We start from the raw sequence: 23,835 nt of genomic DNA on the forward strand, positions 1-23,835 counted from the left end.
GGGGGGAAACCCCCGGGCCTTTCCTCTCCCGCTCAAGGAAAACCGGATGTCTCGCTTATTTGCCCTCGCCTTCGCCGCGCCGATGGCGATCGTCGCCACGCCCGCCATGGCCCAGCCGGCCGATGCCGCGCTGGTGCAACTGGTCACCGATTTCGTCGACGCCGAGCGCAATTTCGACCAGCCGCGCCTCGCTGCGCTCATCACCAGCGACTATGCGGAAGTCTCACCGGTCGGCGAACTCGACCTGCACGACGCGTTCCTCGGCTTCTACGCGCCCGACAAGAAGCGCCCGGTGCCGGTTACCACGATCAGCGAACCGCTGGTGCGCAGCTATGGCGATGCTGCGTCGATCATCGTCCGTCTGTCGTTCGAGATCCCCGGCCGCGACGGCCAGCCCGCCCGGATGGTTTCGATGCGCGCGAGCTTCCTCGCCGTACGCCAGTCGGGAAAATGGAAGATCGCATCGGCGCAGTTCACGCCCGAACGGCCCCGGCCGCCCGTACCGCCTGCGCAGCCCGCGCCGCCGGCCCAGCCCTGATCCGGACTAGTCGCTCACCAGCTTCATCAGCCGCCGCTCGATCGGGGCGAGCACCGGGCCAAGCTCATGCCCGCGCTTCAGCACCGCCCCGCCTTCCCCGATCAGCACCCACATGCCCTGCTTGTTGCGTAGCGCCGGGCGCTTCTCGACCCGGTATTCGGGGCGTTCGGCGGCGCGGCGGAAGGCGGCGAACACCGCGGCATCGGCATCGAGCGAGATCGCATAGTCGCGCCAGTGTCCGGCGGCGACCATCCGGCCATAAAGATCGAGGATGCGGGTCAACTCCGCACGGTCATAGCCGACCTGACTCGGCCGGCCGATCGGGAGCGGGGTTACCGTTCCCATTCAGGCAAGACTCTCAAGCGGTGTCGCGGCGGCCACCCTGCTGCTCTTCCACCATCGCATCGATTTGCTTGCGGAGCGTTTCCAACTCGCAGCGCATGATCTCCAGCTTCTGCGTCGCCGGATCGAACATCTGGCTGCACGGCGTGCCATAGGGGACGAAGCCGCTCTGATGCGTGCCGCCATCCAGCATCACCGGGCGCGCAGGAATGCCGACCATCACCGCGCCCGCGGGCACTTCCTTGGTGACGACGGCGTTCGCGCCAATCCGCGCACCCTTGTTGACGATGATCGGCCCCAGCACCTGCGCGCCCGAACCGATGATCACGCCATCCGCCAGCGTCGGATGGCGCTTGCCCGCCACGCCATTGTCGGGGCTGGTGCCGCCCAGCGTCACGCACTGGTACATGGTCACATTGTCGCCGATCTCGGCAGTCTCGCCGATCACGACAAAGCCATGGTCGATGAAGAAGTTGCGGCCGATCTTCGCGCCCGGATGGATGTCGATCGCCGTCACGAAGCGTGACCAGTGGTTCACCATGCGCGCGAGGAAGAACAGATTCGACCGGAACAACGCATGCGCGATACGGTGATACCCGACCGCCCACACGCCCGGATAGAGCAGGATTTCCATGCGGGATCGCGGCGCGGGATCGCGCGCCTTGATCGAATCGAGATACGTCACCAGACGACGCAACATGGCCGGTCCCCTTTGTGGGTGCCCACATAGTAGCTAAACGACCGGAATTCCAGAACGGCTCATCGCTGCTTGTCCCGACTAAACACGATGTATCTTGTAGGGATTTGCGGCGAACGGCATTTCCGGTCGTCCGGCCGCAGGTTAAAAGGGAATAGTTTTGGACGGATTTGACCTCACGGCGATCCTGCCATTCATCGCGGTGGGTTTCGCCGCGCAGATGGTAGACGGGGCGCTGGGCATGGCCTTCGGCGTCATTTCGAACACCCTGCTGCTCAGCCTCGGCGTGCCCCCCGCGGTCGCGTCGGCCGGCGTGCACACCGTGGAGACCTTCACCACCGCCGTATCGGGCATCAGCCATGCGATTCACAAGAATGTGAACTGGAAGCTGTTCCTGCGCATCGCGATCCCCGGCATGATCGGCGGTGCGCTGGGCGCCTATGTGCTGTCGAACATCGATGCGGCGGTCGCGAAGCCGTTCATCCTCGCTTATCTGATTTCGATCGGCCTCTATCTGCTCTGGCGCAGCCGCCATTATCCGCCGAAGGAAAAGACCCCCAAGGTGGTCGAGCCGCTCGGCCTCGCTGGCGGCTTCCTCGACGCGGCCGGCGGCGGCGGCTGGGGTCCGGTGGTGACCAGCAACCTGCTGGTCCAGGGCAGCAGCCCACGCATGACGATCGGCACGGTGAACACCGCCGAATTCTTCGTCACCGTGACGATCTCCGCGACCTTCATCGCTCATCTCGGCTGGGAAGCCTTTACCGTCGCCACCGTCGGCCTGCTGATCGGCGGCGTGCTTGCCGCTCCGTTCGGCGCGCTGCTGGCGAAGCGGATCGAAGCGAAGACGCTGATGCTGCTCGTCGGCATCGTGCTGACCCTGACCAGCATCTACGGCCTGTACCGCGCGCTGGCCTGATCCGCTGCCCTGCATCACGAAAACTTGTGCGCCGCCGTAACAGGCGGCGTACTTGTTCCTACGCCTCTCGGGGGCTGCGCTTTTGTGAAGTCACTCGATCAACTCACTTCGATTGATCGATTCAATCGATCACGAAAAGCGGACCTTCCCGTTTCACCTCGTCGCACCGGCCACCTATATGCGGCATTGCAATACGAACCGTGCCGCACGGCACAAAATGGAGAACGACCCAATGGCTCTCATCGGAACCCCCCTCAAGCCGTTCACGGCGACCGCTTTCAAGGAGGGCAAGTTCGTCGATGTCTCGGACACCGACGTGAAGGGCAAGTGGGCAGTCTTCTTCTTCTATCCGGCCGATTTCACCTTCGTGTGCCCGACCGAGCTGGAAGACCTGGCCGACATCTACCCGACCCTGCAGAAGATGGGCGTCGAAGTGTATTCGGTGTCGACCGACACGCATTTTAGCCACAAGGCCTGGCACGACACCTCGCCCGCGATCGGCAAGATCAACTATTACATGCTCGGCGACCAGAACCACCAGCTCTCGAACCAGTTCGGCGTGCTGCGTGAAGGCGCCGGCCTGGCCGACCGCGGCACCTTCGTGCTCGATCCGGAAGGCGTGATCCAGCTGGTCGAAATCACGCCGGAAGGCGTGGGCCGCAACGCCCAGGAACTGCTGCGCAAGATCAAGGCGGCGCAGTATTGGCAGAGCCATCCGGGCGAAGTCTGCCCGGCGAAGTGGGAAGAGGGCGAAGAGACCCTGGCTCCCTCGCTCGACCTGGTCGGCAAGATCTAAGCATACCCCAGCCCCCTAGGGTGAAGAGCGGCCCGGGGCGGTTTACCCCCGCCCCGGGCCGTTTTGTGTCTGAATTACAGGAGTTTCCCCATGCTCGACGCCAATCTGACTCAGCAGCTCAAGGCCTATCTGGTCAACATCCGCGAGCCCATCGAACTGGTCGCGTCGCTGGGCGACGATGCCAAGTCGCGCGAGCTGGGCACGCTGCTGGACGAGATTGCCGCGCTGTCTGACAAGGTGTCGATCGTGACCGGCGAGGACAAGCGCAAGCCAAGCTTCATGATCCGCCGCGTGAGCACCGATATCGGCGTGCGCTTCGCCGGCATTCCGCTCGGCCATGAATTCACCTCGCTCGTGCTGGCGCTGCTCCAGGTCGGCGGTCACCCCTCACGCGAGGCGCAGGAGCTGCTCGAGCAGGTCCGCAACCTCGACGGTGACTTCGCGTTCGAAACCTATTTCTCGCTGTCGTGCCAAAACTGCCCGGACGTGGTGCAGGCGCTGAACCTGATGGCGGTGCTCAACCCGCGGATCAGCCACACCGCGATCGACGGCGGCCTGTTCAAGGACGAAGTCGATAGCCGCAAGGTGATGGCCGTCCCCACCGTCTTCCTCAACGGCGAACCGTTCGGCCAGGGCCGGATGGAGCTGGGATCGATCGTCGCGAAGCTCGACAAGGGCGCCGAAACCAAGGCTGCGGAGAAGATCGCCGCCAAGGATCCGTTCGACGTGCTGATCGTCGGCGGCGGCCCGGCCGGCGCGGCCTCGGCTATCTATGCGGCGCGCAAGGGCATCCGCGTGGGCGTCGCGGCCGAGCGGTTCGGCGGGCAGGTGCTCGACACGATGGGGATCGAGAATTTCATCTCGGTCAGCCACACCGAGGGGCCGAAGCTGGCCGCGCAGCTCGAAGCGCACGTCAAGGAAAACGACGTCGACATCATGAACCTGCAGCGCGCCGAGAAGCTGATCCCCGCCAAGACCGAAGGCGGCCTGCACGAAGTGGTGCTGGCCAATGGCGCGTCGCTCAAGGCCAAGGCCGTGATCCTCTCTACCGGCGCACGCTGGCGCCAGATGGGCGTGCCGGGCGAGGACCAGTATCGCAACAAGGGCGTGGCCTATTGCCCGCACTGCGATGGTCCGCTGTTCAAGGGCAAGCGCGTCGCGGTGATCGGTGGCGGCAACTCCGGCGTGGAAGCCGCGATCGACCTCGCGGGCCTCGTCGCCCATGTCACGCTGATCGAATATGACGCCGACCTGCGTGCCGATGCGGTGCTTCAGCGCAAGCTGGCCACCCTGCCCAACGTCAAGGTCATCACCTCGGCACTGACCACCGAGGTCAAGGGCGATGGCGAGAAGGTGTCGGGCCTCGTCTACAAGGACCGCAACAGCGGCACCGAGCATGACGTCGAGCTGGAAGGCATCTTCGTCCAGATCGGTCTGGTGCCCAACACCGAATGGCTGAAGGACAGCATCGCCCTGTCGAATCGCGGCGAGATCGAGATCGACGCACGCGGCGAAACCTCACAGCCCGGCATCTTCGCCGCGGGCGACGCCACGACCGTGCCCTACAAGCAGATCGTGATCGCGATGGGCGCGGGCTCCACCGCGGCACTGTCGGCGTTCGACTATCTGATCCGCCTGCCGAGCGAAGTGCTGGTCGAAGCGGCGGCATAGGCGGCGGCCGGACCAAAACACGACCGTCACCCCGGCCTTGTGCCGGGGTGACGGTGAGGTTTGGAATAATCGCCCGAACCACTATATAGCGCCCAATCAATCGACGGGACCGATCAGTGGCGCAGACCTATCTCCCCACGCTCAAGCAGCTCCAATATCTCGTGGCGCTGCATGACTCCGGCCATTTCGGCCGGGCGGCGGAGGCGTGTTTCGTTACCCAGTCGACCCTGTCTGCGGGCATTCGCGAGTTGGAGACGCTGATCGGCGTCGTGCTGGTCGAGCGTACCCGCCGCGTCGTGCGCTTCACGCCGTTGGGTGAACGGATCGTCGACAAGGCGCGGCTGGTACTGCGCGAGGCGGATGAACTGGGCGACATGGCGCGCGCTGCCGGACGGCCGCTGTCGGGCGAGATGCGGATGAGCGTCATCCCCACTATCGCGCCCTTTCTGCTCCCGCGCATCCTGCCGCGGCTGCGCAAGGAATATCCCGATCTCAAGCTGTTCCTGCGCGAGGAAACCAGCAGTCAGGCGTGCGAAGCGCTCAGCCATGGCCGCGCCGACTGTGTGCTGCTCGCGATGCCCTATGCCTGTGGCGACGTCGAAGTCGCGCCGCTGTTCGACGATGCGCTGTTCGTCGCCTTCCCCAAAGGCGAGCCGGACATGCCACCGCCTACGATCCGGCCCGAGGATATCGACGCCACCCGCCTGCTGATGCTCGAGGATGGCCATTGCCTGAAGGATCATGCGCTGGCCGCGTGCAACCGCCCCGAACTGCGTGCCGAGGCGACGATGATGGGCACGTCGCTGCACACCATGGTCCAGATGGTCGACAATGGTCTTGGCGTGACGATGCTGCCGGCGATGGCGATCGATGCGGGAATCCTCGATCACACCAACGTCGCGGCGCGTCCGCTCGAAGCCGAGAACGCCTCGCGCAAGATCGCGCTTGTCTGGCGCAAGGCCAGTCCGCGGGTGGAGGATTTCCGCCTGCTGGCGGGCGTGCTGGCGGCCTCGCGCTAGGTCCAGCGCTGCGCGGCCGCCTCGTCGCTCGCCCGCGGCTCGATCCACGCCGCCGCTTCGCCACGCTTCTCCTGCTTCCAGAAGGGCGCATCGGTCTTCAGCCGGTCGATCAGATAGGCGCAGCTTTCCAGTGCCTCGCGGCGATGCGCGGCGGCGGTGGCGATGAACACGATATGGTCGCCCGGCACCATTGGCCCGACGCGGTGGACGATCGTCACCGACAGCAGCTTCCAGCGATCCCAGGCTTCCTCGGCCATGCCGATCAGCGCAGCCTCGGTCATGCCGGGATAATGTTCGAGCGTCAGTTCGGTCACGCCATCGTCGCCGCGGACCGATCCGGTGAAGCTGGCGACGCCGCCAGCCCCCCTGCCCTCGGCCCCCGCGATTTCGGTCGCCAGATCGATCGGCGCAGGCTGGACCGAGACGCGGATCATCCGCCGGTTACCGGAGGAAAGATCGCGACTTCCTTCGCGCCGCCCAGTTCGGCGTCGAGCGGTACGAAACGCTGGTCGATCGCCGCGCGCAGCCGCGCCGGCTCGGCAAAGGCCTCGGCATGACCCGGGCTGCGATCCGCCAGCCAGCAGACCAGATCGGCGACGTTCACCACTGCCTCGGGCGGATCGACCTGCTCATGGCCGGTGCCGATCCGCTCGCGCACCCAGGCGAAGTAGAGCACATCCATCATGTATCCATGTGCTTCAGGCCGACGCGCAGATAGTCCCAGCCGGTGATCGCGGTCAGCGCCGCGGCAACCCACAGGAACACCAGTCCCGTGCTGTGAACCCATCCCCAGCCCGGCATTGCCTGCGCAAAGATCAGGAAACCGAGCGACCCGAGCTGGAACGCCGTCTTCCACTTTGCAAGCTGGGAGACGGGCATGGAGACCTGAAGACCACCCAGGAATTCCCGCAACCCCGAAACCGCAATCTCGCGCAGCAGGATGATCAGCGCCGCGATGACGTGATACTCGGGAATTACCCCCTTTGCGCACAACATCAGGATCACTGCAGCGATCATGATCTTGTCCGCGATGGGATCGAGGAACACGCCCAGTTTCGACACGGTGCCCTGCGCGCGGGCGAGGTAGCCGTCGAAATAATCGGTCACGCCCATCAGCGCATAGATGGCGAAGGCGATGGCGTAGCCCACGTCCCAGAGGGGCCACCACAGGAACGCCACGAGCAGCGGCACGGTCACGATCCGCGACAATGTGAGGATATTGGGAAGGGTGAGCATGGAATCGCCTTAGCACTCCCCTCCCGCTTGCGGGAGGGGTCGGGGGAGGGCCTGTATATCCCTCACTCGATACGTTGCCGAATGTGCCCTCCCCTAACCCCTCCCGCAAGCGGGAGGGGAATTTAACTCGTTGAAGCCCGTCACCCGCCTCGGCTATGCCGTGCCCACTTCGCCACGGCACAGGGCATATTTCCCGCATGATCACTTCGGTCGGACTGCTCAAGCAGCGGCGCTTCCTGCCCTTGTTCGTCACTCAGTTCCTGGGCGCGTTCAACGACAATCTGTTCAAGAACGCGATGGTGTTCTTCGCCACCTACGAAATCTACAAGAGCGTCGAGGCGGAGACCCAGTTCAGCGCCATCGCCACCGGCATCTTCATCCTGCCCTTCTTCCTGTTCTCGGCGCTCGCCGGCCAGCTGGCCGACAGCTACGACAAGGCCCGCATCATGCGGATCATCAAGATGGCCGAGGTGCTGATCATGCTGGTGGGTTCCGCCGGCATCCTGATGGGCAACCTGCCGCTGATGCTGGTGGCGCTGGTCGGCATGGGCGTCCATTCGACCTTTTTCGGCCCGATCAAATACGCGATCATCCCGCAGCATATGGCAGAGGACGAGGTGCTGGGCGGCACCGGTCTGGTCGAGGCGGGCACCTATATCGCCATCCTGTGCGGCACGATCGCGGGCGGCCTGCTGCATTATCAGGCGGCGGCAGCCGCGGTGATCATCGTCGCGGTGATCGGCTGGTTCTCGTCCACCCATATCCCCGCAGCACCGCCGGTGACGAAGCTGAAGATCGACTGGAATATCTTCCGCTCGTCCTACCGCCTGATCGCGGCCACGCTGCACATCAAGCGGCTGTATTTGGCGATCATCGCGATCAGCGTGTTCTGGACCATCGCGGCAGTGCTCGCGGTACTGTTCCCGCCGCTGGTGAAGAACGTGTTCCATGCCCAGAAGGACGTGGCCAGCGTGTTCCTCGGCATCTTCTCGGTCGGCATCGCGATCGGATCGGTGATCATCAACCGGCTGCTCAAGGGCAATGTCTCGGCGCGCTATGCCCCGGTCTCGGTGCTGGCGATGGCGATCTTCGTGTTCGATTTCTACCTGAGCGCCAGCGGCTGGTCGGGCAATCCGCAGGATCTTGCCACCACGCGCGAATTCCTGGCGATGCCGGGTACGTGGCGCGTGCTGTTCGATCTGATCATGATCGCCATCACCGGCGGCATGTTCGTGGTGCCGCTCTACGCGTTCCTCACCACCACGGTCGACAAGTCCCAGACCTCGCGCACGGTGGCGGCGAACAACATCGTCAACTCGGCCTTCATGGTGTTCGGATCGGTCGGCATCCTCGGCGTGACCGAGATCGGAGTCGGCGTCTCGGACGCGATCCTGGTGGTGCTGCTGCTCTGCGTGATCTCGGCCTGGTGCGGCTGGACGCTTTATCAGGCCGAAAAGGCCCATGAGATGGACAGCAAGGTCAGCCTGGACTGATTGACCGGCTGTCGCCGATGGCGGCAGCCGGCAGGTCCCGAGGCCTTACAGCAGGAACGTCGTGAAGCAGACGAAGAAGGCGGCGAAGCTGAGGAAGAACAGCTTCACGTCGCTGTCGTCACGCCGTTTCCGCTCCAGTGCGCGGGCCTGCATGACCGTCTGGCGGATCGGGTGGCCGCGATAGGCGGCGGCGAGCAGTTGCTGGCGTTTCATGCCCAGCAGTTAACGACTCGTTTACGAATTTCGCCAGCATTGCTTGTGGTTAAGCGATGTTCACCTTTGGGACGGGACAGGCTTAACGCGCCCGTCCGGCCTCACTTCCCCGGTGCGGGTCCGGTCGAGCCACGCTTCTGCAGCGTATGCTCCAGCACCAGCTGGTCGCTTTTGTTCTCCCCGCCCAGCAACAGGTTCGCTGCGGCATAAGCCAGGTCGCGAACCGGCTGGTGGATCGTGGTCAGCGGCGGCCACACCGCGCGCGCCAGATCGGTATCGTCGAACCCGGCGATAGAAAGCTGCGCCGGCACCGAGATGTCACGCTCATGCGCCACCGCCAGCGCACCCGCCGCCATGTCGTCATTGCCCGCGAAGATCGCTGTCGGCGGCTTGGGCAGATCGAGCAGCGCTTGTGCCGCCTTCCGGCCAGACACGAAGCTGTAGTCGCCCTGCACCACCAGTTCAGGCACAAACGCCACACCCGCGGCGTCCAGCGCAGCGCGATAGCCCTCCAGCCGCTCGTCGGACGAGATATGGTTGGGCGGCCCCTTGATGAAGGCGATGGCGCGATGACCCAGACTGAGCAAATGCTCGGTCATCTCACGCCCCGCCGCCACGTCATCGATCGACACCGACAGGCCGGTGCCGCGGCGCACGCCCGGCGCGATGCGGACATGCGAGATATTGCGCCGCTCAAGTTCCTCGATCAGCCCCATGGCATCGCTGACCGGGGGCGAGATGATCACCCCGTCCAGATGCGCCTCGTCGATCAGCGCGGTCACGCTCGAGGTGAGGTCGCTCGCCTGGCTGTCGCAGGGCTGGTGGAGCAGACGGAAGCCCAGCTCCACGCACCGCTCCTGCGCGCCGGTCTGCACATGATAGACATAATAGGGGCTGGGATTGTCGTAGATCAGCGCGACCTGAAACGATCGCCGCCCCGCCAGCGTGCGCGCGGCGTGGCTTGGCCGGAAGTTGAGGGTGGCGACGGCCTCCTCCACCTTGCGGCGGGTGGCTTCGCTGACATGCTTTTCGTTGTTGAGGACGCGCGAGACGGTCTTGAACGAGACCCCGGCGATCTTCGAGACTTCCTTGATCGTCGGACGGCTGGTCATCATCGCTCCCGGGCAGTACGCAAGCGCGCCTGCTTTGCCGGATATATGGACGCTGTCACCGTTGCCATGCAAGCCCGCGCCGTTTGCGGGTCGCCTTGCGCCAGCTTATGCTGAACCGTGGAGGGACGTGTGATGGAGTGGCTGGCGGCGGCGGAACTGGACGGTGAGCCGCCCGAATCACTGGCATGGCAAGCCGAACGGCACATCGAATCGGGCCGGATTCGCGAAGCGATCGAACTTTGCGAGCGCGGGCTTCGCGACGCGCCGAGCGCAGCGTTGCATCATGCCCGTGGGCGCGCGTTTCAGGCTTTGGGAATGCGCGAGCAGGCGCTGGGCGAATATCGCCGCGCGGTGACGCTGGGCGATTGGCCGTTGATGCCGCTGCGATCGGCGATGCGCATCCTCGCGACCGATCCGGACGGCGCGCGCCTGCTTGCCTATTGCGACGGCCTGCCACCCGCCATGCGCGATACGGCGGTGACCCGCGCTTATCGCGCCATCGCGCTCAGCAAGCTCGGGCGGCACGAGGAAGCTGCAGTGCTGGTCGATCTGGATCGCCATGTGATGCGCGTGGCGTTCGATCCGCCGGCAGCATTCGGCGGGATCGCAGCGTTCAACGAAGCTCTAGCGAAAGAGATACTCGGCGATCCACCCGCAGGCCTCGATGGTGCGGATACCGCGATCAACTATCGCCCGCGGCTCGACGGCCCCGCAATGGCAGCGCTGGTCGCCTTCACCCAGACATCGATGCAGGCCTATCTCGCCCGGCTCGACGAGATGGGGCTGGCCGGGGTCATGCCCCTGCCCGGCGATCGCGCCATCCTGCAGACCGCCACCACCGTGCTGCGCCGCGACGGCCGCAACCGCCAGCATATCCATCCGCGCGGGCTGGTCTCCAGCGTCTATCATGTGCGGGTGCCGCCGGGCCTGGACGGCAATCGCGGCGCGCTGGTTCTGGGGGTGTGCGACGAGCCGGCCGCAGGGCATCAGGCCTGCTGGGGCACGCGCCATATCCGCCCGGTCGAGGGCTGGCTTACCCTCTTCCCCTCGCACCTGTTCCACGATGTCGTGCCATCTGGGATCGAGGCGCCACGCATCTCGGTCGCGTCGGACCTCTGCCCCCGCTGATCAGTCCGCGCGCGCCGATTTCGCGGCGGTAAACGCCAGGCACACCCAGCCCGCGATCAGCAGCACGCCTCCGATCGGCGTCACCGCGCCCAGCCAGCGCGGCAGTCCCAGCGCCATCAGGTACAAGGTGCCAGCGAAGATCAGCCCGCCGCTGACGAACATCACCGGCGACCAGCGCGCGCCCATCCGCAACGCCACCAGCGCCGCAACCGCATGCACCATCTGATACTGCGCACCGGTCTTCAGCCATTCCTGCGCGACGCCGCTCGCGCCATGCGCGCCGAACGCCCCCGCAATCACCGCCAGCGCGCCAGACAAACAGGCCAATATCGTCACGATCCGCATGCTACTCACCTTCCAAGCCAGTGCTGCACCCGGCCTCCTCGGCCACGGCATGTACCGCTGCCAAACTCACCGGATCGAGCAGCGCCAGCCGCCCGCCGAAAAAGATCTCGGTATCCCTGCCTTCTTCCTCGGGCGACGAGATCACCGCCACCAGATCGGTCCGGCCAGGGCGTACGAAGCGGATCACCATGTCCGCACCCAGCCCGTCGCGCATTTCCTTGGATGCCCGCGCGCGCTTCAGCACGGCGATCAGCCGTTCGATCTGGCTGCGGTTCAGATCGCACATCTTCGCCTCGCGCAGCGTGACGTCCTCGCCTTCGCGTTGCTTGAAAACGCCGGGTTCGCTCTCGACCGGATCTTCGTCGATGAGCTCGTCCAGTTCGATCCGCCCGGAAACCACATCCGCGGCCTTGATATAGTCGAACACCGAAGCGCGCGGCGCAGTTTGCGCGGCGACGCCCGGCGCGACCATAAGGCCCGTCAGGCAAGCCAGGATCGCCGGCCCGCGCATCACGTGCCCTCCACCCTTCTTATGCTGCCCACGCAACCGCTGCGCCGGACAATGTCCTGCACGATCGTCAGGTCAGCGGGGGCGATCCACGACACCTTGCCGTTGAACTGGATCCGTACCGGCTCGCGCCCCGGCGCCCGCATCGGAATACCGGCACTGAACCCGCCATCGCGCGCGTTCAGCGAGATCAGCAAATCGACCCGAACCGGCCGGTCTTCGTAGGAAGACCCGACAAAGGGTCCGCTCTCACCTTCGGCAGGATCGGGCAGTGGCACGGCCCGCCGCAGCGCCGTCACCAGCGCGCCGCGATCCCGCTTGCCCGGCCTGCAAACCGGCGTCTCGACAACAGTTACCCCTGTTGCACCGGGTACCAGCGATCCGGGCTCGATCATGTTCGGTCGGATATAGCGCATCGAGACCGATGTGACCCCATGCGTATCCCCCGGCGCCGCGCAACCCGTCAGCGCCGCGAGCATCACCAACACTGCACGCTTCACCACCAGCCCATCTCCCGCAGAAATGCCGGCCCCGCATCCACCACCATCGCCAGCCCCACTACCAGCGACGCGATGCTCATCACCAGCACCGCACCCGCCAGCATGTCCTTGGCGATGCCGATCGCGGGATGGATACCCGGATGCAGCAGGTCCACCGCCGCCTCGACTGCCGAATTGACCAGTTCCAGCGCCAGCACCAGCGCGCAGCAAAGGGCGATCAATGCCCACCAGACCGGCGCAGGCTGCAGCATCAGCAATGCCGCGAAAGCCAGCCCCGCCATCGCCACCTGTGCCCGGAAACTGCGCTCGCCCGCCCATGCCGCGCGCCACCCCGCCAGCGCAAAGCCGACACGCGCGGTAAAGGAGCGGTTCTTCACCCCGTCTTCTCGATATCGTCGATCAGCGCCGCGGCCAGCGCTTCCTGGCTGAACATCGTTTCGCGCGCGGCGCGCAGATCGCCGGTATCGCGCTGGATCTTCAGCCGTGCCGAATCCCGGCGGCGATACTCCGCCTCGGTCTTCTCGATCTCCATATGATCGACGCCCACCGCTTCCATCGCCTTGCGCGCCATCGCGATCGCGCTTTCCAGCATCTCGCGCACGATGCCCGCCACCGGCGCACCCTTCAGCTTGATCACGCTGCGCCGGTCATAGGCGCGCACGAAGATGCTGGCCTTGGGGAAGGCATGGTGGATCGCCTCGATCGCATCGGTATCCAGCTTGTCGCCGTCCTGACAGAACAGGATCAGTTCGGCATCGCCCGCACCCGCCTGCCGCAACAGGTCGATCCGCGTGCCATCGCCATAATAGACCTTCGATCCGAAATCGCCGGCTACGTCGATCATCTCGACATCGGTATCGATCAGCGTGACGGGAATGCCCTGACCCAGCAGCATCTGCGCCACCGTCTGCCCGAAGCGGCCATAGCCGACCACGATGGCGTTACTGCCGTCATGCTGCGGCCCCTCGCGCTCGCCGCCATCCGGCTCGGCATCGACGCGCAGATTCTGGGTCAGCATCATCAGGAACGGCGTGGTCGCCATCGACAGGGTGACGATGGCACCGAACAGGCTCGCCGCTTCGCCCGTCACGAGATAGGCCGCCTGCGCCTGAGCGAAGAGGACGAAGCCGAACTCGCCGCCCTGGCTCAGCAACAGGCCCAGCGCGAACGCCTGTCGCCACGGCATGCGGAACAACATGCCGATGCCCATGATGATCGCCGTCTTCGCCGCGATCAGCGCGACCGCCATGCCCGCCACGAAAAAGGGCCGGTCCGCGATCGCCTGCAGGTTCAGCGTCATGCCCACTGCCAGGAAGAACAGCCCGAGCAGGATCGAGCGGAACGGCTCGACATCGGCCTCCAGTTCGTGCCGGTAGGGGCTGTCGGCAAGCATCACGCCCGCGACGAACGCCCCCAAAGCCGCGGATACACCCAGCCACTCCATCAGCGCCGAGGCGGCGATCACGGTGAACAGGCCCGCGAACACGAACATCTCGCGTTCGCCGAGATTGCCGATCAGCCGGAACAGCGGGCGCAGCAGATATCGGCCGGCAAGGATCAGTCCCAACACCGCCGCCAGCGTGTACAGCCCCAGCAGCCAGCCCGGCGTCCCGCCCGCGTCTGCCGGATTGCGGCTCATCGCCGCGATGATCGTGATCAGCGGGATCAGCGACAGATCCTGGAACAGCAGGATCGCGAACGCGCGCTCGCCGAACGGCGTCCGCATGCGCCCTGCCGATTGCAGCATCGGCAGCACCTGAGCGGTGGACGACAGCGCCAGCGGCAGGCCCAGCGCGAAAGCCGCCTCGACCGAGAAGCTTGTCCCCAGCAGCACGATGCCGGAAATCGCCAGCCCGCACAGCACGACCTGCAACAGGCCGAGGCCGAAGATATCCTTGCGCAGCCGCCACAAGCGGCTCGGGCTCAGCTCAAGGCCGACCAGGAACAGCAGCAGCGCGATGCCCAGTTCGGCGATGCCCATCTTGCCCTCGGCATCGCTGACCAGCCCGAGCACATGCGGCCCCACCAGCGCGCCCGCGACCAGGAAGCCCAGCGTGGCGCCCAGCCCCAGCCGGCGGAAAATCAGCACGAACACCAGCGCAAAGCCGAGCAGCGGCACGCCGTCCCTCAGCAGCGAGATCCCCCCATGGTCTTCCATCAGGCCGCTTTCCCCCGCACTGCCAGTTCCACTGCTTCGCTGATCGCCTCGAACGCCAGCCGGATCGAAGGATGCCGCGCCCGATGCGGCAATGCCGGCTCGAACAGCTGCAATCCCGGCCAGTCCGGCGGTGTATCTCGCTCGCCCGCCAGCCACGCGGTCAATTGATCCCGCGCCTCGGCCAGATCCACCGCATTCTTGCCGCACGCCTCAGCCGCCATCAGCGCCGCGGACGCCTGCCCCAATGCGCAGGCCCGCACCAACATCCCGATCTCCGTCACCCGACCCTCGGCGTCGAGGTCCACGTCGACGGTGACCCGGCTCCCGCACACCGGCGATCGCTTCTCGACCGTGGCCATGGCCCCCTCGATCCGCGCCTGAAACGGGATCGACGCGGCAAGGCGCAGGATTTCGGCGTTGTAGAGGGGCGCGCTCATTGTCCCCGATGTAGGCGAGCGATGCGCGAAGGGCGAGAGGGCTTGATGCCGCGGATTTGCCGAGGAGGCCGTTTCGCGCCCGAAATCAGCCCGAATCATCGCTCGCGCACCATGTTCCGGACACGAATGCGGCTCAGGAACCCGATCGGCTTGCAAGGCCCGACGCGAAAGGAAGAATATGCGCGGCACGATCCTGGCAATGGCCGGACTGCTTCTCTCAACCTCGGCAATGGCACAGAGCGGACCGCCCGGGGGCGGTGGATCCGGTGGCCGCGGCGGACCGCCCGGCGGCGCACCGGGCATGGGCGCCGGGCCGAATGCACCGCGTCCGATGAAGCCGATCGCGCGCGACCGGTTCGACCGGGCCGTGACTGCCATGTTCCGCTCCGCCGACACCAATCGCGACGGCTTCGTCACGATCGAGGAAGTGCGCACGATCCTCGATGCCCGGCGCGACACGCTGATCCGCGCCCGGTTCGACCGGATCGATGTCAACAAAAGCGGCAGCATCGAAGCCGACGAGTTCTTCGCCTGGCAACGCGGGTTCGGTTCGGGTGTCCTGTCCGAAGCGCGGGCATCCGGCATCGACAAGCCACTGCCCGACTGCATCCAGCCCCGCTTTGATGACGACCGGGAGGACCTCATCCTCGCGCGGCTGGTCGAACCGCTGAGCGTGACGATGATCGCCAATGCCAACACCGATTTCGATATCGGGGTCTCGCTCGAGGAACTGCTCGCCTATGAGCGCAGGCATTTCGATGAAGCGGATGCCGACAAGGACGGCGCGCTGTCGATGGAGGAACTGCGCGGTCCCGAAGGGCCCGGCCGCCGTGGCCCCGGCCCCGGTAACGGCCAGCCTCCGGCGCCAATGCCCCAACGCGAAGGCTGTTTCGTACCCGGCACCGCGCCGAGATAGGCGCGGTTCACCCTATGGAAGGCGTGGAGATCGTGCCGGCGGCCTAGTCGCCTTCGTGCACATTCTCCACGTCGCCCACGCCATTCTCCGGCTCGCCGCCGAACACCGGCTCGCCCTTGCGGCGCTTGTCGACAAAGTCCGCGACGAACGCGCTGGTCGCGTCGAGCAGCGGATAGGTGGTGGACTGGGTGATCCACTCCGGCCGCTTGGCCGGGCCGCCGCGCACGGTATCGACCACCAGTACCAGTAGCAGGAAGGCGATGCTCACCAGCACCAGCCCCTTCAGCGCGCCGAAGCCCAGCCCGAGTGCACGGTCGACCGGCCCAAGGAAGCTCTGCCGCGTCCGCCCGCCGACCGCATTGGCGACCATCCGCCCGCCGAAATAGGTCACGCCCGCAAGGATCGCGAACGACAGCACCGCCGCACCCTGCGCCGTGCCGACCGGGCCGGACAGCGCCTCGGCCAGCGGCGTGTGCAGGAACTTCAGCGCCAGCACGATCACCAGCCACACGGCCAGCGCCAGTATCTCGGTCACGAAACCGCGAATGAAGCCCAATATGGCTGCCGCACCGATCGCGATCAGCACGATGATGTCGAGTCCGCTGAATGCCATTGTCGAATCCCTCCGCCCCACGGCGACGATATAGGTTAACGCGCCCTCGCGAAACTCAGATGTGGCGGGTCAGCCGCAGCGCCCAGCGGTCATATCCAAGCGCCTCGACCCGCTTCAGGATCGCTTCCATCGCCGCCGGCTCGGGCTTGGCATCGCGCGCCAGCACCCACAGATAGCGCCCGCTCGGCTCGCCCACGATCGACCATTCATACTCGTCGCCATGGTCGAGGATCCAGTAATCGCCGGTGTACAAAGGCCCGAAGAACGAGACCTTTAGCTTCGCGTTGGTCTCCTCGTCGGCGACGATCGCGCGGCCCTCGACGAAACTATGCTCGCCCTTCGGTCCGCCCTGCCGACCGCCATTGGTGATCGCGATCCGCCCGTCCTCGCGCAGCTCATATTCGGCGGTAACCGCGTCGAGGCCCTTTTCGTAGCGGTTCTCATGCCGTGCCAATTCGAACCATTTGCCGAGATAGCGTTCCAGCTCGACCGGCTTGGCCGGCTCGGGCACCTTGGGATTGATCACCGGCGGCCGCGTCGCGCGCGAATAGATCAGCGCGCCGCCGATTGCGGCTGCCGCGACACCGGCGGCGATGCTGAGGGCTGTACGTTGCTTCATGGCGCTACTTTGCGATGGCGCGGCGGGAATTGGTAGCCCCTGCGGCAGCCTCTACGGGCATCATCGCCCCAGCAGGTGATCCACGAAGCTCCCCAGATCCTTGAACCCCGACAGCGCCAGCGATCCCTTCTCCTTGGTCATCGCCGCCGGCGCCAGCGCACGCCCAAAGCCCAGCTTTGCCGCTTCCCGGCACCGCAGCGATCCATGCGCCACCGGGCGGATCTCGCCCGACAGCGCGATCTCGCCAAAGGCCACCGCGTCGCTCGCCAGTGGCCGCTCGCTCAGCGCCGACACCAGAGCGGCCGCCACCGCCAGATCGGCCGCCGGGTCCTGCACGCGATAGCCGCCCGCGATGTTCAGATACACTTCGCAGGCCGAGAAGCTGAGCCCGCACCGCGCCTCCAGCACCGCCAGGATCATCGACAGGCGCGCGCTGTCCCAGCCCACCACCGCACGCCGCGGCGTCGCACCCGAAGCCAGCCGCACCGTCAGCGCCTGCACCTCGACCAGCACCGGCCGCGTCCCCTCAAGCGCGGGGAACACGATCGTGCCCGTCACGCTCTCGTCGCGACTGGTCAGGAACAGCGACGAAGGGTTGGAGACTTCCGAAAGCCCCTCGCTCTCCATCGCAAACACGCCGATCTCGTCGGTCCCGCCGAAGCGGTTCTTCACCGCGCGCAGGATGCGATACAGGTGGCTGCGCTCGCCCTCGAACGCCAGCACCGTATCGACCATATGCTCCATCACCCGCGGCCCGGCGATGCTGCCGTCCTTGGTGACATGGCCCACCAGCACCACCGCCGTCCCGCGTTCCTTGGCAAAGCGGATCAGTTCGCCCGCCGCAGCCCGCACCTGGCTGACCGTGCCCGCAGCACCTTCGATCAGGTCGGAATGCATCGTCTGGATCGAGTCGATGATCAGCAGCGCGGGCGGTTCGCCCTGACCCATCGTGGTCAGGATATCGCGCACCGACGTCGCCGCCGCCAGCAGCACCGGCGCCTGCCCGAGGCCCAGCCGCCGCGCGCGCAGCCGCACCTGATCCGCCGCTTCCTCGCCTGAGACATAGGCGACTTTCAGCCCGCGCATCGCCACCTTCGCCGCCGCCTGAAGCAGCAGGGTCGATTTCCCGATTCCCGGATCGCCGCCGATCAGCGTCGCCGAGCCTTCCACGAACCCGCCCCCCAGCGCCCGGTCCAGCTCGGCAATGCCCGTCGACATCCGCTCGGGCAGCGCCACATCGGCATCCAGCCCGGAAAGCAGGATCGCCCGCCCGCCCGATTGCAGGTTATGCTTGGCCGAGAAGGGCGTGACGTTCCCGCCCGCATCCTCGACCAGCGAGTTCCAGTCCCCGCAATCGGCGCACTGCCCCGCCCATTGCGAGGTGACCGACCCGCAGGCCTGACAGACATAACGTTTCCGGGGCTTTGCCATGCGCGCACCGTAACGATGGAACAATCAGGGAACAAGTCCTCCCTTGGCCTCCCCCCAAAACTATGTCACCCAGCCTTCAGCGCAGCGCAGGATCTGGCCACGATGCACACCGCCGCACAGGAAGCCGAACTGATCGATCGCATCTACGAATGCGCCGTCGTCCCCGAACTGTGGCCGCAGGTGCTCGACGATGTCGCGAAGATGACCGACAGCCGCGGCGGCCTGCTCTTCTCCGCGCGCAAGTCGCTCTACTGGACAGCATCGGAAACCGTGCGCGACGTCTTCGCCGAATATGTCAGCGACGGCTGGTTCACTCGTTGCAGCCGCCGGGTCTGCCTCTACAGCCGCAGCGAGCCGTCCTTCTTCGTCGAACAGGATTTCTGGACCGAGGAGGAACTGGCGGCCAATCCGATCTATCGCGATTTCTTCCGCCCGCGCGGGCTTGGCTGGTCGGCCGGCACCGGCCTGTCGGTTCCCACCGGCGACAATATCGTGTTCAGCGTCGAGCGCGAATATGGCGGGGGCCCGATCCAGCCCGAACAGGTCGCCTGGCTCAATTCGCTGCGCCCGCATCTCGCCCGCAGCGCTTTCGTCACCGCGCGCCTGCGCCTGCAACGCGCCCAGGGCGCCAGCGAGGCGCTCACCGCGCTTCAGCTTCCCGCCCTGCTGCTCGATAGCGCAGGCACGGTGATCGAGGCCAATCCGATGATCGACGATCTGCGCGATCTGCTCATCCATGGCGCCAACGGACGGCTTTTGCTGGCCGACAAGCGCGCCAACGACATGCTGCACGGCGCGCTCGCCGCAATCGACGATGCGCCGGAGATCGCCACCAATTCCTTCCCGGTCCGCGACAAGCACGGCAAGGCGGTGCTGGTCGCGCACATGATCCCGATCAAGCGATCCGCGCACGACATTCTCGGCACGAGCTATGCGTTGCTGATGCTCACCCCAGTCGCGGCCGAACGCCGCCCCTCGACCGATCTGGTCAAGTCGCTGTTCGATCTCACTCCGTCCGAAGCGCGCATCGCCGACGGGCTGGTGGTCGGCAAGACGCTGGAGGAGATCGCCGAGGCGGGCGATGTCGCCCTGTCCACCGTCCGCTCCCAGCTTCGCCGCGTACTGGAAAAGACCGGTTGCACCCGTCAGGCCGAAGTCGCCGCGTTGCTCGCGAACCTCGCCATCGGCCCCGGCGGACAGGCCTGAGCGCTATTTCCCCAGCCGACGGTCGAAGAACCGCACCACCACGTCATACACCTCCCGCGATTCCGGCAGATCGGGGTTCATGTGGAAGGCGTGCGGCAGCCCTTCCCACACATGCAGATCGGCATCCACGCCCTGCGCCACCAGCCGCGAATGGGTATACACGGTCGAACTCAGCGCGAAATCGCGCGTGCTGGTGACCAGCAGGGTCGGCGGAAACTTCGCCAGCACCGCCAGCGACCGCGCCGGAAAGGCCAGCGGATCGTCGGCCGAGACACCGGTGAAATAGGGGTTCACTGCCATGGTGTGCTGCGAGGTATCGTAGACGAAGCGCGAGGAATCGCCTTCGGTCCAATAGACCCCGCCTTCGCACAGCATCCCGATCGCGCCGGGCAGCGGCAGCTTCTCCTTCAGGAACCAGGCGACGCTCTGCGCGGTCAGCAGTCCGCCCGCCGAGCAGCCATAGATGCCGATGTTGCGCGGGTCGTAGCTCTTCAGCAGTTCGCGATAGACCGCCGTCACATCCTCGCTGGCGGCAGGAAAGGTAAAGTCCGGGCCCTGCCGATAGTCGATGCTGATCACCCGGATCCGTCCGGTCGCTGCGATGGGAAAGGACTCGATCCGGCTCAGCGTCCGCGCACCGCCCATGAATGCCCCGCCATGGACGTTGATCAGGACGCGGCGGCGATTGGCGGGTGCGATGCCGCTGTTCGGCACCACATCCTCGACGCGTACCCCGCCGATCGTCCGTTCGGTGATCGTCACGTCGAACTGCTGGCGCAGCTTCGCATAGCCGGGTGAGCCGTAGAAAGCCTCGGCCTCGCAAGTGCGGATCGCCGGAATGTCCGCCTTCGCCGCGCCGGCCATCGACGGGCACGACAGCGGCGTACCGGGTGGTGGCGGGGGCACGGGCGACGGGTTGCGCTGGCCGCGCAGCACCGCGCGCGTATCCGGGCTGAGCAATGCGGATTCCGGAAAGGCCGTCGCGGGTGCGTGCACCGTGCCATCGGCATCGACCGTCTGCGCCGCTGCCTCCATTGCAGCGAGCATCAGCAATCCCGCCAACAACCCGCGTATCTTGCCTGCGACAGACCCCATGCAACCTCTCCCCGCGATCGCCATGGCGACGACTCGTTCCACAAAATAAATATAGTTTTATATTTGAGACTCAATCCGGAATGATCGCATCGCACGACTCATCCCCCAAATGGGGGATGACCGCGTGCTCGCCGCGCCGCATTGCTCTCGCGTGAGGCGCTGGATCGGGGGGACCGGTCTGCTGCCCCAGAGACACAGGAGGATGTTATGCGTTTGCTTCTCGCTGCCGCCGCGCTTGCGCTGCCGATGTTTCCCGCCACCGCTGCCGCGCAGGAATGGATCCGCGTCGGCGGAAACGACCAGCTCTCGGCCTATGTCGATGCAACCTCGATCTTCCCTAGCAACGGCAAGACTGTCGCCACGACCTTTTCGGGCTATGCCAAGGCGCTGGGCGACACCCCGATCTGGTTCACCGCGGTGAAGATCGAATATAATTGCAAGGCGAACCAGTTCCGCACGCTCGAATATACCTATTACGACAAGGCCGGGAACTCGCTCGGCACCGAAGCCTCGTTCACGATCAACGAGACTCGCACCGTGACGCCGGGCAGCATCGACGAGACCTTCTTCAAATATGCCTGCACCAAGCAGGGCGGCGTGCCCGTACAGAATCCCTTCACCGACTCGCGCACGCGCCTGTCGAACTGAGGGGTGACGGCGGGCCGGCGGCGCGAACGCGTATCCGTTCTCGCGCCGCCGGCCCTTCCGCATTCGTCCGAAACTCGACACCGCTCGCGCGCGGGGCTATTCGCCCGGCGCAAATGAAGACCGAAGATCTCCGCGTTGCGCTGTTCAGCGGCAACTACAACTATGTCCGGGACGGCGCCAATCAGGCGCTGAACTTCCTTGTCGGCCACCTGCTCAACAAGGGCGTGAAGGTCCGCGTCTATTCGCCAACCACCGATACCCCGGCGTTCGAGCCGACCGGCGATCTCGTCAGCGTGCCTGCCCTGCCCATGCCAGGCGGCCGCGACGAATATCGCTTCGCTACGGGCATCAAGAAGGTGCTGCCCGATCTGGAGGCGTTCAACCCGAACCTCGTCCATGTCTCGGCACCCGAAATCCTCGGCCATCGCGCAGTCACCTGGGCGCGCAAGAAGGGCATCACTTCGGTGGCCTCGGTCCACACGCGGTTCGAGACCTATCCCCAATATTACGGGATCGGCTTCCTCACCCCGATGATGATCCGCGCGCTGACGCGTTTCTACAATCGCTTCGACGCGGTGCTCACTACCGGCCCGATGATGACCGAACTGATCCAGAGCTGGGGCGTCACCTCGCCGATCAGCATCTGGTCGCGCGGCGTGAACCATGACCGGTTCAATCCGGACATGCGCAGCCTCGAATGGCGCCGCTCGCTGGGCATCGCCGATGACGAGGTCGCGATCGGCTTTCTCGGCCGTCTGGTGCTGGAAAAGGGCCTCGACGTCTTCGCCGAGGTCATCAAGCGGCTCGAAGCGCGCGGCGTGAAGCATCGCGTGCTGGTGATCGGCCAGGGTCCCGCGCGCGACTGGTTCGCCGAACGCGTGCCGCAGGCGGCGTTCGCCGGCTTCCAGTCGGGCGACGATCTTGGCCGCGCCGTCGCCTCGATGGATATCTTCTTCAACCCTTCGGTGACCGAGAGCTTCGGCAACGTCACGCTCGAGGCGATGGCCGCGGGGGTCGCGGTGGTCGCGGCCTACGCAACCGGCCCGGTCGGGCTGGTCGAGGACGGCGTCAACGGGATCCTGTGCGATCCCAAGGACATGGAAGCCTATACCGACGCGATCGCCCGCTTCGCCACCGATCACGCGTTCCGCAAGGCCGCCGGTGCCGCAGGCCACGCAATCGGCCAGCGCTACGAGTGGGACCGCATCAACCAGGCCGCGCTGGACACCTATCTCGAAGCGATGGAACGCCGGGGGCTGTAACCCCCAGGCACTACTTCCAATCGAACGCCAGTGGCGCCTCGCGGAACGCGAACCGGTCGAGATGGCGCGCCACCGCGCCCTTCAGCCCGTCGAGCTGCGCATCGCTGGTCGCGTCGATCCGTACGTCCAGTCCGCCCTCGACCGCGTCGAAGGTCACCAGCGCGTCACCCGGATGATCCGCGCCGCGCGCGTCCTTCGGGAACACCACCGTGCCATGTTCGGGCGTGAACTCGACCTGTAGATTGTGCTGCCAGTGCTTGCACAGTTGCTGGAGATATTTGCTCCCGCTCGCGGTCGGGACGCGGGCGGTGCTGCTGAGAGTGGCGTTGATCATGATGGTGGCTTCCGAAATTGTCACGGGCGGGATCGGCGGGGCTACGGGATCGAGACCCAGCCGCTTGCGCAGGATATGGAGAGACGGCATGCGGTTTAAAGCCGTTCGATCTTCTGGACGGCCTCGTCGATGATCTCGGCGACGCGGTGCAGCGTATCGGGATCGATATCGTCGCGGGTCAGCCGGTCCTGCAGCGCGCTGCGCAGATTGCCCATCGCGCGCCGCACCGGGCCGCCGCTGGTGCGCTCGCTCACCGAACCCAGTTCGGCCAGCCGCGCGATCAGCGCCTTCACGAGTTCATCCTGCTCGGCGAGGTTCGCAGTGCCGGCTTCGGTGACCGCAAACTGCTTCTTCGCGCCTTCCGCCTTCTGCTCCTCGATCAGGCCCATATCCACCAGCATGGTGAGCGTCGGATAGACCACGCCCGGGCTGGGCGCATAGGCGCCGCCGCTCAGCGCCTCGATCTCGCGGATCAGGTCGTATCCGTGGCGCGGGCTGTCGGCGATCAGCTTGAGCAGCAGCAGCCGCAGCTCGCTCCCGTCGAACATCCGCCGGCGGCCGCCACCGCCACCGCGGCCCCGGCCGCCTTCGAAGCCGGGATG

30 protein-coding genes are annotated in these 23,835 nt (G+C 65.9%); 11 read left to right on the forward strand and 19 right to left on the reverse strand.

Translation table 11 applies throughout. The features are described 5' to 3' along the window. The first annotated feature begins 46 nt into the window (after positions 1-46). Positions 47-538, forward strand: a complete 492-nt coding sequence (locus P1X14_RS08325; RefSeq protein WP_277314871.1) for a nuclear transport factor 2 family protein — start codon at positions 47-49, stop codon at positions 536-538. A gap of 6 nt (positions 539-544) precedes the next feature. On the opposite strand, the gene P1X14_RS08330 is transcribed toward P1X14_RS08325, so the two are convergent. After that, positions 545-883, reverse strand: a complete 339-nt coding sequence (locus P1X14_RS08330; protein ID WP_277314872.1) for a DUF2794 domain-containing protein — start codon at positions 881-883, stop codon at positions 545-547. Between the two features lie 13 nt (positions 884-896). Then, positions 897-1,580: a serine O-acetyltransferase EpsC gene (epsC, locus tag P1X14_RS08335; RefSeq protein WP_277314873.1), complete on the reverse strand. Its 684-nt coding sequence runs from the start codon at positions 1,578-1,580 to the stop codon at positions 897-899. A gap of 151 nt (positions 1,581-1,731) precedes the next feature. Between epsC and P1X14_RS08340 the strand changes: the two genes are divergently transcribed. The 4 genes from P1X14_RS08340 to P1X14_RS08355 all read left to right on the forward strand — a co-directional run bounded on the left by P1X14_RS08340 (position 1,732) and on the right by P1X14_RS08355 (position 5,979). Next, positions 1,732-2,493 (forward strand): sulfite exporter TauE/SafE family protein, encoded by a 762-nt coding sequence (locus tag P1X14_RS08340; protein ID WP_277314899.1) that lies wholly within the window; start codon positions 1,732-1,734, stop codon positions 2,491-2,493. 232 nt (positions 2,494-2,725) lie between these two features. After that, on the forward strand, positions 2,726-3,289 hold the full coding sequence (gene ahpC, locus P1X14_RS08345; protein WP_277314874.1) for an alkyl hydroperoxide reductase subunit C: 564 nt from the start codon (positions 2,726-2,728) through the stop codon (positions 3,287-3,289). A 90-nt stretch (positions 3,290-3,379) separates the two neighbouring features. After that, on the forward strand, positions 3,380-4,960 hold the full coding sequence (ahpF, locus tag P1X14_RS08350; protein WP_277314875.1) for an alkyl hydroperoxide reductase subunit F: 1,581 nt from the start codon (positions 3,380-3,382) through the stop codon (positions 4,958-4,960). 116 nt (positions 4,961-5,076) lie between these two features. Continuing rightward, complete coding sequence (locus P1X14_RS08355; protein ID WP_277314876.1) at positions 5,077-5,979, forward strand: hydrogen peroxide-inducible genes activator; 903 nt, start codon at positions 5,077-5,079, stop codon at positions 5,977-5,979. On the opposite strand, the gene P1X14_RS08360 is transcribed toward P1X14_RS08355, so the two are convergent. The 3 genes from P1X14_RS08360 to pgsA are packed head-to-tail and all read right to left on the reverse strand — an operon-like array spanning position 5,976 to position 7,215. Continuing rightward, on the reverse strand, positions 5,976-6,413 hold the full coding sequence (locus P1X14_RS08360) for a molybdenum cofactor biosynthesis protein MoaE (protein ID WP_277314877.1): 438 nt from the start codon (positions 6,411-6,413) through the stop codon (positions 5,976-5,978). The two genes, P1X14_RS08355 and P1X14_RS08360, sit on opposite strands and share 4 nt — an antisense overlap. Further along, positions 6,410-6,664: a molybdopterin converting factor subunit 1 gene (gene moaD / locus P1X14_RS08365; protein WP_277314878.1), complete on the reverse strand. Its 255-nt coding sequence runs from the start codon at positions 6,662-6,664 to the stop codon at positions 6,410-6,412. The genes P1X14_RS08360 and moaD overlap by 4 nt, the downstream gene beginning before the upstream one ends. Beyond that, entirely contained in the window at positions 6,661-7,215 is a 555-nt protein-coding gene (pgsA, locus tag P1X14_RS08370) for a CDP-diacylglycerol--glycerol-3-phosphate 3-phosphatidyltransferase (protein ID WP_277314879.1), read from the reverse strand. The genes moaD and pgsA overlap by 4 nt, the downstream gene beginning before the upstream one ends. Before the next feature lie 197 nt (positions 7,216-7,412). Between pgsA and P1X14_RS08375 the strand changes: the two genes are divergently transcribed. Continuing rightward, a complete protein-coding gene (locus tag P1X14_RS08375) occupies positions 7,413-8,708 on the forward strand; it encodes an MFS transporter (RefSeq protein WP_277314880.1) in 1,296 nt (431 codons plus the stop codon). A 45-nt stretch (positions 8,709-8,753) separates the two neighbouring features. On the opposite strand, the gene P1X14_RS08380 is transcribed toward P1X14_RS08375, so the two are convergent. Beyond that, complete coding sequence (locus P1X14_RS08380; RefSeq protein WP_277314881.1) at positions 8,754-8,921, reverse strand: hypothetical protein; 168 nt, start codon at positions 8,919-8,921, stop codon at positions 8,754-8,756. A 101-nt stretch (positions 8,922-9,022) separates the two neighbouring features. Beyond that, positions 9,023-10,033, reverse strand: a complete 1,011-nt coding sequence (locus tag P1X14_RS08385) for a LacI family DNA-binding transcriptional regulator (RefSeq protein WP_277314882.1) — start codon at positions 10,031-10,033, stop codon at positions 9,023-9,025. A 132-nt stretch (positions 10,034-10,165) separates the two neighbouring features. Between P1X14_RS08385 and P1X14_RS08390 the strand changes: the two genes are divergently transcribed. Further along, positions 10,166-11,161, forward strand: a complete 996-nt coding sequence (locus P1X14_RS08390; RefSeq protein WP_277314883.1) for a putative 2OG-Fe(II) oxygenase — start codon at positions 10,166-10,168, stop codon at positions 11,159-11,161. Here the strand turns inward: P1X14_RS08390 and P1X14_RS08395 are convergent, their stop codons facing one another. The 6 genes from P1X14_RS08395 to P1X14_RS08420 are packed head-to-tail and all read right to left on the reverse strand — an operon-like array spanning position 11,162 to position 15,109. Further along, on the reverse strand, positions 11,162-11,506 hold the full coding sequence (locus P1X14_RS08395; protein ID WP_277314884.1) for a DUF423 domain-containing protein: 345 nt from the start codon (positions 11,504-11,506) through the stop codon (positions 11,162-11,164). 1 nt (position 11,507) lies between these two features. Then, positions 11,508-12,017 carry a hypothetical protein gene (locus P1X14_RS08400; protein WP_277314885.1) on the reverse strand — a complete coding sequence of 170 codons (510 nt, stop codon included), beginning with the start codon at positions 12,015-12,017 and terminating at the stop codon, positions 11,508-11,510. After that, positions 12,017-12,517, reverse strand: a complete 501-nt coding sequence (locus P1X14_RS08405) for a hypothetical protein (protein ID WP_277314886.1) — start codon at positions 12,515-12,517, stop codon at positions 12,017-12,019. The genes P1X14_RS08400 and P1X14_RS08405 overlap by 1 nt, the downstream gene beginning before the upstream one ends. Continuing rightward, a complete protein-coding gene (locus tag P1X14_RS08410) occupies positions 12,511-12,891 on the reverse strand; it encodes a diacylglycerol kinase (protein WP_277314887.1) in 381 nt (126 codons plus the stop codon). The genes P1X14_RS08405 and P1X14_RS08410 overlap by 7 nt, the downstream gene beginning before the upstream one ends. After that, positions 12,888-14,672, reverse strand: coding sequence for a cation:proton antiporter (locus tag P1X14_RS08415; protein ID WP_277314888.1), 1,785 nt, complete (start codon positions 14,670-14,672; stop codon positions 12,888-12,890). The genes P1X14_RS08410 and P1X14_RS08415 overlap by 4 nt, the downstream gene beginning before the upstream one ends. Further along, positions 14,672-15,109, reverse strand: coding sequence for an iron-sulfur cluster assembly scaffold protein (locus P1X14_RS08420; RefSeq protein ID WP_277314889.1), 438 nt, complete (start codon positions 15,107-15,109; stop codon positions 14,672-14,674). The genes P1X14_RS08415 and P1X14_RS08420 overlap by 1 nt, the downstream gene beginning before the upstream one ends. 331 nt (positions 15,110-15,440) lie before the next feature. Between P1X14_RS08420 and P1X14_RS08425 the strand changes: the two genes are divergently transcribed. Further along, complete coding sequence (locus P1X14_RS08425) at positions 15,441-16,025, forward strand: EF-hand domain-containing protein (protein ID WP_277314890.1); 585 nt, start codon at positions 15,441-15,443, stop codon at positions 16,023-16,025. 43 nt (positions 16,026-16,068) lie between these two features. On the opposite strand, the gene P1X14_RS08430 is transcribed toward P1X14_RS08425, so the two are convergent. Genes P1X14_RS08430 through radA form a run of 3 tightly spaced genes read right to left on the reverse strand, consistent with a single transcriptional unit; the run spans position 16,069 to position 18,688 of the window. Continuing rightward, entirely contained in the window at positions 16,069-16,638 is a 570-nt protein-coding gene (locus P1X14_RS08430) for a CvpA family protein (protein WP_277314891.1), read from the reverse strand. Between the two features lie 55 nt (positions 16,639-16,693). Then, positions 16,694-17,257, reverse strand: coding sequence for a lipocalin family protein (locus P1X14_RS08435; RefSeq protein ID WP_277314892.1), 564 nt, complete (start codon positions 17,255-17,257; stop codon positions 16,694-16,696). 60 nt (positions 17,258-17,317) lie between these two features. Further along, the gene (gene radA, locus P1X14_RS08440; RefSeq protein WP_277314893.1) at positions 17,318-18,688 is read right to left on the reverse strand and encodes a DNA repair protein RadA; all 1,371 of its coding nucleotides are present in this window, start codon (positions 18,686-18,688) and stop codon (positions 17,318-17,320) included. 102 nt (positions 18,689-18,790) lie between these two features. Between radA and P1X14_RS08445 the strand changes: the two genes are divergently transcribed. Beyond that, positions 18,791-19,894 carry a helix-turn-helix transcriptional regulator gene (locus P1X14_RS08445; RefSeq protein WP_277314894.1) on the forward strand — a complete coding sequence of 368 codons (1,104 nt, stop codon included), beginning with the start codon at positions 18,791-18,793 and terminating at the stop codon, positions 19,892-19,894. 3 nt (positions 19,895-19,897) lie between these two features. Here P1X14_RS08445 and P1X14_RS08450 read toward each other — a convergent pair whose 3' ends face one another. Then, positions 19,898-20,989, reverse strand: a complete 1,092-nt coding sequence (locus P1X14_RS08450) for an alpha/beta hydrolase (protein WP_277314895.1) — start codon at positions 20,987-20,989, stop codon at positions 19,898-19,900. 207 nt (positions 20,990-21,196) lie between these two features. Between P1X14_RS08450 and P1X14_RS08455 the strand changes: the two genes are divergently transcribed. Next, positions 21,197-21,637 (forward strand): surface-adhesin E family protein, encoded by a 441-nt coding sequence (locus P1X14_RS08455; RefSeq protein ID WP_277314896.1) that lies wholly within the window; start codon positions 21,197-21,199, stop codon positions 21,635-21,637. A gap of 113 nt (positions 21,638-21,750) precedes the next feature. After that, positions 21,751-22,899, forward strand: a complete 1,149-nt coding sequence (locus P1X14_RS08460; RefSeq protein WP_277314898.1) for a glycosyltransferase family 1 protein — start codon at positions 21,751-21,753, stop codon at positions 22,897-22,899. A gap of 10 nt (positions 22,900-22,909) precedes the next feature. Here P1X14_RS08460 and P1X14_RS08465 read toward each other — a convergent pair whose 3' ends face one another. Then, positions 22,910-23,233 (reverse strand): DUF2218 domain-containing protein, encoded by a 324-nt coding sequence (locus P1X14_RS08465; protein WP_277314900.1) that lies wholly within the window; start codon positions 23,231-23,233, stop codon positions 22,910-22,912. 95 nt (positions 23,234-23,328) lie between these two features. Then, positions 23,329-23,835 (reverse strand): PadR family transcriptional regulator (locus tag P1X14_RS08470; protein WP_346770446.1); only part of this gene is annotated, 507 nt, incomplete at its 5' end.

Source organism: Sphingomonas sp. AOB5 (genome assembly GCF_029433115.1).
Lineage (GTDB): Bacteria > Pseudomonadota > Alphaproteobacteria > Sphingomonadales > Sphingomonadaceae > Sphingomonas.

Excerpts from the sequence above, each read along its gene's own strand:
- P1X14_RS08325 (WP_277314871.1), top strand. The coding sequence starts at position 47 with ATGTCTCGCTTATTTGCCCTCGCCTTCGCCGCGCCGATGGCGATCGTC.
- P1X14_RS08330 (WP_277314872.1), bottom strand. The coding sequence starts at position 883 with ATGGGAACGGTAACCCCGCTCCCGATCGGCCGGCCGAGTCAGGTCGGC.
- epsC (WP_277314873.1), bottom strand. The coding sequence starts at position 1,580 with ATGTTGCGTCGTCTGGTGACGTATCTCGATTCGATCAAGGCGCGCGAT.
- ahpC (WP_277314874.1), top strand. The coding sequence starts at position 2,726 with ATGGCTCTCATCGGAACCCCCCTCAAGCCGTTCACGGCGACCGCTTTC.
- ahpF (WP_277314875.1), top strand. The coding sequence starts at position 3,380 with ATGCTCGACGCCAATCTGACTCAGCAGCTCAAGGCCTATCTGGTCAAC.
- P1X14_RS08360 (WP_277314877.1), bottom strand. The coding sequence starts at position 6,413 with ATGATCCGCGTCTCGGTCCAGCCTGCGCCGATCGATCTGGCGACCGAA.
- moaD (WP_277314878.1), bottom strand. The coding sequence starts at position 6,664 with ATGATGGATGTGCTCTACTTCGCCTGGGTGCGCGAGCGGATCGGCACC.
- pgsA (WP_277314879.1), bottom strand. The coding sequence starts at position 7,215 with ATGCTCACCCTTCCCAATATCCTCACATTGTCGCGGATCGTGACCGTG.
- P1X14_RS08375 (WP_277314880.1), top strand. The coding sequence starts at position 7,413 with ATGATCACTTCGGTCGGACTGCTCAAGCAGCGGCGCTTCCTGCCCTTG.
- P1X14_RS08380 (WP_277314881.1), bottom strand. The coding sequence starts at position 8,921 with ATGAAACGCCAGCAACTGCTCGCCGCCGCCTATCGCGGCCACCCGATC.
- P1X14_RS08385 (WP_277314882.1), bottom strand. The coding sequence starts at position 10,033 with ATGACCAGCCGTCCGACGATCAAGGAAGTCTCGAAGATCGCCGGGGTC.
- P1X14_RS08390 (WP_277314883.1), top strand. The coding sequence starts at position 10,166 with ATGGAGTGGCTGGCGGCGGCGGAACTGGACGGTGAGCCGCCCGAATCA.
- P1X14_RS08395 (WP_277314884.1), bottom strand. The coding sequence starts at position 11,506 with ATGCGGATCGTGACGATATTGGCCTGTTTGTCTGGCGCGCTGGCGGTG.
- P1X14_RS08400 (WP_277314885.1), bottom strand. The coding sequence starts at position 12,017 with ATGCGCGGGCCGGCGATCCTGGCTTGCCTGACGGGCCTTATGGTCGCG.
- P1X14_RS08415 (WP_277314888.1), bottom strand. The coding sequence starts at position 14,672 with ATGGAAGACCATGGGGGGATCTCGCTGCTGAGGGACGGCGTGCCGCTG.
- P1X14_RS08420 (WP_277314889.1), bottom strand. The coding sequence starts at position 15,109 with ATGAGCGCGCCCCTCTACAACGCCGAAATCCTGCGCCTTGCCGCGTCG.
- P1X14_RS08425 (WP_277314890.1), top strand. The coding sequence starts at position 15,441 with ATGAAGCCGATCGCGCGCGACCGGTTCGACCGGGCCGTGACTGCCATG.
- P1X14_RS08430 (WP_277314891.1), bottom strand. The coding sequence starts at position 16,638 with ATGGCATTCAGCGGACTCGACATCATCGTGCTGATCGCGATCGGTGCG.
- P1X14_RS08435 (WP_277314892.1), bottom strand. The coding sequence starts at position 17,257 with ATGAAGCAACGTACAGCCCTCAGCATCGCCGCCGGTGTCGCGGCAGCC.
- radA (WP_277314893.1), bottom strand. The coding sequence starts at position 18,688 with ATGGCAAAGCCCCGGAAACGTTATGTCTGTCAGGCCTGCGGGTCGGTC.
- P1X14_RS08445 (WP_277314894.1), top strand. The coding sequence starts at position 18,791 with ATGCACACCGCCGCACAGGAAGCCGAACTGATCGATCGCATCTACGAA.
- P1X14_RS08450 (WP_277314895.1), bottom strand. The coding sequence starts at position 20,989 with ATGGGGTCTGTCGCAGGCAAGATACGCGGGTTGTTGGCGGGATTGCTG.
- P1X14_RS08455 (WP_277314896.1), top strand. The coding sequence starts at position 21,197 with ATGCGTTTGCTTCTCGCTGCCGCCGCGCTTGCGCTGCCGATGTTTCCC.
- P1X14_RS08460 (WP_277314898.1), top strand. The coding sequence starts at position 21,751 with ATGAAGACCGAAGATCTCCGCGTTGCGCTGTTCAGCGGCAACTACAAC.
- P1X14_RS08465 (WP_277314900.1), bottom strand. The coding sequence starts at position 23,233 with ATGATCAACGCCACTCTCAGCAGCACCGCCCGCGTCCCGACCGCGAGC.